The sequence below is a fragment of the Pseudomonas sp. MF08817 genome, from assembly GCF_059862705.1.
Map to the genome: position 1 here is coordinate 1 of NZ_JCBCUY010000074.1, position 7,527 is coordinate 7,527.

A 7,527-nucleotide genomic window follows, 5' to 3' on the forward strand; every position below is an offset into this window, starting at 1 on the left:
ACGTAAAAAGACGGAAGAAGAAGCGGCATCGTGACCGATGCGGTTAGAATTTAGACCCCGCGCAATCGGGTGGAGAAACCGGTCACGTTGTTAGCGAAATGACCGGTCACGATGAGCGAAATACGCAATCAAGGAAGGCAGCCGCCGTTTCCTGATCACCTGATATGCCCAGCAACCCAACCCAGCCACCCTGACAGTCAACACTGTTTCGGTGGCTTTTTTATTTTCAGATGAAGGAAAGCCACCATGCTTAAAGGTCTCGCTATCACCCCACCGATACTCGGACGGATTTCCATCGGCAAGGCCGTCGAGAAAAACGGCAAGCGCCTGCCAGAGAAAGACGATCAATTCACCATCACGTCCCAGGTACAAGGACGGGACGGTTGGCTGCTGCACCCACTCAATGAGGAACTGCGCAAAAGTCAGGAGGACAAGCTGCGCAGCATCCCGATACGCCTGCTGTTCAACGAGCCGGAACTGAACTTTCGCGCTGACTACACGCTGTTTGATCGGCCGTCGGGAAGACCGCTGTGCGTCGGCAATGGTGAGACCTGCAAGCGCGTCACCCAGGACGGCATGCAGTCGTTGCCATGTCCCTCACCGGATGTCTGCCCGCTGGCCAAAGGCGGCGCCTGCAAACCCTACGGTCGGCTGAATGTGCTGATCGGTGATGACGATCCGCTGGGCAGCTTTGTGTTTCGCACCACCGGTTTCAATAGCATCCGCACCCTAGCCGCGCGGCTGCATTACTTCCAGGCCATCTCGGGCAACCGCCTGGCATGCCTACCGCTGGAGTTGCGTCTACGTGGCAAGTCGACTCGCCAGAGCCATGGCACACCGATTTTCTACGTCGACATCACACTGCGTGGCGGCCTTTCAATGGAGGCAGCGTTGCTTGATGCACAAAAAACCGATGAGGTTCGTCGCAACGCAGGCTTCGACCAGGAAGCGCTAGATCGTAGTGCACGACTGGGCTTCAACAATGGGGCATTCGAAGACAGCGAAGAAGATACCAGCGCCATCGCTGAAGAGTTCTTCTCCGCTCATGGCGAAGAGGCCCGTACCGCTGCACCCACGACCATAGCTTCAGCCCCAGCCCAAGCCTCACTGGCGGAAAAGCTCGAATCCAAAGCCCTGCAGAGCAGCAGCGAACAACCTGCTCGCCCCCACTAACCATGCACCCTTCTTCACCCAACGCCTTCACCTCAGGAGAAAATTGATGAAATATCACAAACTCAGGGCCGGTGAAGCGACCGGAACCTATGTCATGGAATCGCCGGTCACGGAAGCTGACATCCTCCGCATGGCGCAGCAGTTTGCCAGCAAAAGATTGACCAAAGGCCGACTGCTAGCCGATCCAAAACACGTATTCAGTCACCTACAAACGCTCTTTCAACACCACGAGCACGAAATCTTTGCCCTTCTGTTGCTGGACAACAAACACCGGTTAATTGGCTTTCGGGAGTTGTTCAGGGGCACCCTGGACAGCGCCAGCGTGTATCCTCGAGAGGTCGTCAAGATCGCTCTGGAGCACAATGCAGCTGCAGTGTAGGCGATAAATAACCACCCCTCTGGTGATCCAGAGCCCAGTAATGCTGACCGTCACCTGACCACGACCTTCAAGGACGCACTCAACATGGTCGGCACCAGGACACTGGATCATATTGTCGTCGGCAGCGAAGGTAGCGTTTCGCTGGCCAAACGGGGGGACGTATGAGAGCGATAGCGATCGCAGTGCTACGACTGCTGGCCACGCTGCTCGTATTCGCAGACATCATCACCGGCTGCTTGGTGATGCTGCTACTGCTGATTCTGCTGGTGCGTTTTCCGTTATTGCTGATAGCAGTGCTGTTGGCCTGCTGGATCTTCAGCCGACTGCAGAACACAGTACGGAAAGTGCCGCAGTGAAAGACATCCGCCGGAGTGGACAGTCGAAAGGCTGTCCACTCCGGCAACTGGTTTTACTTTCTTTTTGCCTCGGTCGTCAGGCAAAGTTGTGCTGCTGACGGTGTCGTGGCTTTACCCAGTGTCTTCGCAGCTTTATGTAAAGCTAACGGTTCTTGGCTGACAGGTACGCCACTCCACGCTCGCGTTTACCCACGGAAACGACCACGACAACCACTCGTTCATCCTCAACCCGATAGACCAGACGATAACCTGATGCGCGCAGTTTGATCTTGTAGTGCCCTGGCATGTCCCACAAAGCATCGACCTGCACCTTGGGCGCCTCCAAGCGCTCACCAAGTTTCTTCTTGATTTGCTCTCGTACCGTATGGCCAAGCTTCCCCCACTCTTTAAGAGCTGACGGGAGAAACTCTAGCTTATAGGTCATCGAGACTCACCGAGACAGCCTTCTCGCCGGAACGGGCTTTGGCGATCTCAACCAACTCGAGATCCTCCAGACGCTCCATCATCTGCTCGTAAAGCTCCGCCGGCACCATGTAACCCATGACGCGATTGTGGTTGAGCACAGCGACTGGCATGCCGCCAGCACCGGCCATAACCCCTGAAGGATTTTTCTTTAATTCGGAAACGCTGACCGCTACGTCGGCTAAAACACTCTGCATATTCAAGCCCTCAATTAAGTGCTTTATTTTGGTCTTAATATACATACTGAGCAAGCCCAAAGCACCCTAGATGAGTTGGATTCCTGGCAGTATCGCTTAGCCTGCCCAGCTATCGGAGCATTCCCATCCGCAAACACCGAGCACCCTCTGGCCTCAAGCGCAGGTGCTGGGCATCTTTGACGAGATACCTCACAACCTTGTGGAGCCGGAGCCGGGGGGGGGGGTATTTACGATGACTGCTATGACTACAGCGAGTATCTACAAGTCTTCTGGAATGCCTGCCAGGACACTGGCCTAGAACGCAGCCCTGGTGGTCCGGTGTTCGAATTACCCCAGACGACATGACAAATACTCTGAACAACCTGTCAGATCAGTGTTTTCACCCCGGCGCCCAGCAAAACAACAGCCAGCAGCACCTGAATCCAGCGCCCATTGATTCTTCTGCTCAGCAAGCTTCCAACCACAACAGCAGGAATGGATCCCGCAAGCAGGCTGATCAACATGTGTCCATTGACCATGCCGGCAAACAGATAACCCAACCCTGCAACCAGGGCCAGCGGTATGGCATGCATGATGTCTGTAGCGACCAGTCGATGGGGCGTCATCCGTAACGGGTATAAGTACAGAAGAATCACACTTCCCAGCGCCCCCGCACCGACTGACGTGAGCGCAACACAAAGGCCTAGAACCAAGCCTGCAAGCACCGTCAACCCGGGCTGCAGCCTCTTGAAACGGCCCGGACTGTCAAGGCGGCGCTCTCGCGCAAGTAATTTCAGCACCGGTGCTAGCAGCATACCCAGCGCAGTAACCAAAACGACGACACCAACAGCCTCGGTGAGCCAGTCGACTTTCTGCACCCGCACCCCAAAGCTAACCAACACGACAACCAATAACGCCATTGGCAGACTACCCAGCCACAAGCGCTTAACCACTCCCCAATCGACTTGGGTCGAGCCATTGTGAATAACCGCTGCTACCGACTTAGTTAGCACGGCGAACCATAGATCAGTGGCAATTGCAGTAGTCGGAGCTACGCCCAGCAGCAACAAGATAGGCATCATCAGTGCGCCGCCTCCTACGCCGGTAAGGCCAACGGCAAAACCAGTTAAGGCGCCAGCCAGCGCATATACGCCGTCAACCACGCGGGAGTAGAACTTTCACGGAGGAAACCTTCAATTTAGAGTGTCGCATATTGCGCACGAAAGAATAAGAAGTCGACATAAAACCAAATTCCAGCATATATTCACGAGAACGAAATAATACTGCAGAATTGCGACAGTCGAGGCTCTACGTGTCGAATATTGATCTTCTTGGACTAGACGCCCCCATTGTGTGGGATACGCAACTAGCCTTCCTGCACCTGAACACGCTAAATCAAGCTGACACCAAACGCACAGCAGAAAGGCGACTGCACGAGCTTGAGATTCTCCCGCACGAGTTAACCGCACAAACTCTTATTGATGAACTGGGCCGCCACCCAACGCCAGCAGTACTCGCATCGGACATTGAAAAAGCACGCAGCAAACGTAAGCTTGTCCTGTTTACTCAACTGCTGCGCAGCGCGAATGGGCAAAGCGTCTTGCACGCTAACGATGCCCGAGGCACTCGTTACTGGTTGCCGCTGGGTATTGGTATTGTTGATGCACAACAACTGGCGAGCGCCCTACAACGTCTACAGCAGCATATTGGCAAAGACATCACCACCTTTCCAAGCGGGCAGCTCGTCGGCATTTGTAGGCAGACCCAACCGCCAGCAAACGTCGAACTTGGCCTACTGAGCTACGCGGCGGTCCTCAACAGTGACAATCGCGGCGTAGACTCAGGCGCACAGCAAAAACTCACCCCACACCTCAAACGCCTTGAAGCCGAAAGCTTGCAAATTCTGCTCGAGGCGGTGGCCGAGTCAGAAAACCCCGCCATGCTCTATTCCATGGGCAAGGACAGCGCCGTGATGCTGCACTTGGCGCGCAAGGCATTTTACCCCTCGCCGCCGCCCTTCCCGCTGCTGCATATAGATACCCGCTGGAAGTTCCAGGAGATGTACCTGTTCCGCGACCGCATCGCACAGGAAAGCGGCATGGACCTGCTGGTGCACATCAACCCCGAAGCAATCAGCAAAGACATTAACCCCTTTGATCATGGCTCCGCGCTGCACACCGACATCACCAAGACCGAAGGTCTCAAGCAGGCCCTCGATAAAAACAAATTTGACATGCTATTCGGTGGCGCTCGCCGCGATGAAGAAAAATCCCGCGCCAAGGAGCGGATCTTTTCATTCCGCACCCAGAGCCATCTGTGGGACCCAAAAAAGCAGCGGCCGGAGATCTGGAACATCTACAACACCCGCAAAAACCAAGGCGAAAGCATCCGCGTCTTTCCTTTGTCGAACTGGACCGAGCTGGATATTTGGCAATACATCTACCAGGAAAACATACCCTTGGTGCCGCTGTATTTTGCCAAAGAACGCCCGGTGGTCGAGCGCAACGGCATGCTACTGATGGTCGACGATGAGCGTATGCGCCTGCTGCCGGACGAGAAGATCGAGGCCCGCACCATCCGTTTTCGCACCCTCGGCTGCTACCCCCTGACAGGCGCCCTGGAATCAAAAGCCGCATCTGTGGCCGATATTTTGCTCGAGCTACTGGCATCACGCACATCGGAGCGACAAGGCCGCGCCATAGATTCGGACAGCTCGTCCAGCATGGAAAAGAAAAAACAGGAGGGGTATTTCTGATGGCTCGCAAACCTACCAGCAAAGAGCGCGCAATCCAGCCAACCAGCATCGAGGCCTATCTGGCCCAGCAACAAGACCAGGACCTACTGCGCTTCATCACCTGCGGTAGCGTCGATGACGGTAAAAGCACCCTGATCGGCCGCTTGCTATGGGACGCCCAACAGCTGACCGATGACCAGCTGGCCAGCCTGAAAAGCGAATCAAAAAAACACGGCACCCAAAGTGGCGAAATTGACTTCGCCTTGCTGGTGGACGGTCTCTCGGCCGAGCGCGAACAGGGAATCACCATTGACGTGGCCTACCGTTTTTTTTCGACCAACAAGCGTAAATTCATTGTTGCCGACACGCCCGGCCACGAACAGTACACACGCAACATGGTCACCGGCGCCTCGACTGCCGACCTGGCCATCATTCTGGTCAATGCCCGCCAAGGAATACTGACCCAGACCCGACGCCACGCCTATTTGGTCTCACTGATGGGTATTCGCCAGATAATTTTGGCGGTAAACAAGATGGATACGGTTAATTTTGACCAAGGCCAGTTCAAGGATATTTGCCAAGAGTTTGAAACATTTGCCCAGACTCTCGGCTTCACCCACACCACAGCCATACCCCTGAGCGCCCTCAAGGGCGACAACATCACCGAGCGCTCCGCCAACACCCCGTGGTATTGCGGCCCGACGTTAATGGGCTGCCTCGAAACCTGCGAAGTTAGCTCCGCTACAACTGATCGCTTGGTGTTTCCCGTGCAGTGGGTCAACCGCCCCAACGACGCGTTCCGCGGCTTCAGCGGCTACGTGGGCGAAGGCCAGGTAAAAGTGGGCGACGAAATTCGCGTTACGCTGTCGGGCCACACCGCCACGGTTACAGAAATCGTCAGTATGGATGGCCCACTACAGCAAGCTGTCAGTGGCGACGCCATCACCCTGAAGCTCGACAAAGAAATTGATGCCTCACGCGGCGACATCATCAGCCTGAGCCAGCGCCCACTGGAAACCACCGACCAGTTCGAAGCAACGCTGGTGTGGATGCATGAAGAAGCCGGGCTGATAGGCCGCAGTTACGACATCAAGCTGGCCACGCAATGGGCAACCGCCTCCATTACCAACATCAAACACCGCGTCGACATCAATAACCTCGCTCATGAAGCCAGCACTCAACTGGCCCTAAACGACATCAGCGTCTGCACCCTCGCCACCAGCAAACCCCTAGTGTTTGACAGCTACGCAAACTCCCACACGCTAGGCAGCTTCATTCTCGTCGACCGCATAAGCAACGCCACTGTGGCTGCCGGAATGATCAACCACAGCCTACGTCGCGCACAAAATGTGCATAAACAAGCACTCTCCATCACACGCACAGACCGCGAAAAACTTAATGGCCACAAAGGCAAGGTTATTTGGTTCACAGGGCTGTCTGGCTCAGGCAAATCGACAATTGCCAACGCACTGGAAGTACAGCTACATGCACTCGGCCATCGAACCTACCTCCTCGACGGCGACAACGTGCGCCAAGGCCTCAACAAAGACCTGGGCTTTACCGACGCTGACCGCGTCGAGAATATTCGGCGCATCGCCGAAGTGGCCAAGTTGATGATGGATGCAGGAATGATTGTGATGACTGCGTTTATTTCACCGTTCAGACGTGAGCGTGAAATGGCGCGAGAACTGATTGGGGAAGACAACTTCATCGAGGTGTACGTCAGCACAACGCTGGAAGTCTGCGAACAGCGGGACGTGAAGGGGCTATATAAGAAAGCTCGCTGTGGACAGCTACCAAACTTGTCGGGGGTTGGCAGCCCCTATGAACCGCCTATCGCTGCAGACTTCGAAATAAATTCCGAACTGAACGAACCAGAGGAAACAATCCTGAAACTAGTTAAAAATCTGAATACTAGGCTATAGCAACCACCACGAACTGCGCTCAAAACCATTGATTTCAACAGCAATCAAAAAAGATTGATCGCTGTTGAAATGGTAGATACCTGGCCCGCGCACAGATCCGCATGAACTCCACTACCGTATATAGCTCCAGCCTCTGGAGAGTGACGCGAAGCGCCCCTCCGGGTAAATATGAGTAGCTACTTGGCCTTGATCTAGGGAAGGTCTGAAGTACCCACCGATTTTTGAGGCCCTCGCTGCTTGAGGTTCAAAAAATCCAAGTCGGCCGAAAAACAGACCTTTCTTGTCTTTAATTCACGGCTCTTTCCTCTGATCGTGCTGTTTC

General features: G+C 54.8%; 7 protein-coding genes and 1 pseudogene. 5 read left to right on the forward strand and 3 right to left on the reverse strand.

The features are described 5' to 3' along the window. Nucleotides 1-246: 246 nt before the first annotated feature. From AC19YR_RS24350 to AC19YR_RS24360, 3 genes and pseudogenes are all read left to right on the forward strand, one after another. Entirely contained in the window at nucleotides 247-1,173 is a 927-nt protein-coding gene (locus tag AC19YR_RS24350) for a recombination directionality factor (RefSeq protein WP_500600406.1), read from the forward strand. A 46-nt stretch (nucleotides 1,174-1,219) separates the two neighbouring features. Continuing rightward, nucleotides 1,220-1,717 (forward strand): annotated as a pseudogene (locus AC19YR_RS24355) (JAB domain-containing protein). Then, the gene (locus tag AC19YR_RS24360) at nucleotides 1,714-1,908 is read left to right on the forward strand and encodes a hypothetical protein (protein WP_500600407.1); all 195 of its coding nucleotides are present in this window, start codon (nucleotides 1,714-1,716) and stop codon (nucleotides 1,906-1,908) included. The pseudogene AC19YR_RS24355 and the gene AC19YR_RS24360 overlap by 4 nt, the downstream one beginning before the upstream one ends. Nucleotides 1,909-2,050: 142 nt before the next feature. Here AC19YR_RS24360 and AC19YR_RS24365 read toward each other — a convergent pair whose 3' ends face one another. The 3 genes from AC19YR_RS24365 to AC19YR_RS24375 form a co-directional block, all read right to left on the reverse strand. Continuing rightward, a complete protein-coding gene (locus AC19YR_RS24365; protein WP_500600408.1) occupies nucleotides 2,051-2,332 on the reverse strand; it encodes a type II toxin-antitoxin system RelE family toxin in 282 nt (93 codons plus the stop codon). Then, complete coding sequence (locus tag AC19YR_RS24370; protein ID WP_500600412.1) at nucleotides 2,322-2,567, reverse strand: type II toxin-antitoxin system prevent-host-death family antitoxin; 246 nt, start codon at nucleotides 2,565-2,567, stop codon at nucleotides 2,322-2,324. The genes AC19YR_RS24365 and AC19YR_RS24370 overlap by 11 nt, the downstream gene beginning before the upstream one ends. A gap of 365 nt (nucleotides 2,568-2,932) precedes the next feature. Next, a complete protein-coding gene (locus AC19YR_RS24375; protein WP_500600409.1) occupies nucleotides 2,933-3,709 on the reverse strand; it encodes a sulfite exporter TauE/SafE family protein in 777 nt (258 codons plus the stop codon). 149 nt (nucleotides 3,710-3,858) lie between these two features. Here AC19YR_RS24375 and cysD point away from each other — a divergent pair, with 149 nt between their 5' ends. Together cysD and cysN are read left to right on the forward strand one after the other, a co-directional pair. After that, entirely contained in the window at nucleotides 3,859-5,301 is a 1,443-nt protein-coding gene (gene cysD, locus AC19YR_RS24380) for a sulfate adenylyltransferase subunit CysD (protein WP_500600410.1), read from the forward strand. Then, nucleotides 5,301-7,205, forward strand: a complete 1,905-nt coding sequence (cysN, locus tag AC19YR_RS24385) for a sulfate adenylyltransferase subunit CysN (protein WP_500600411.1) — start codon at nucleotides 5,301-5,303, stop codon at nucleotides 7,203-7,205. The genes cysD and cysN overlap by 1 nt, the downstream gene beginning before the upstream one ends. The last annotated feature ends 322 nt before the right edge of the window (nucleotides 7,206-7,527 follow it).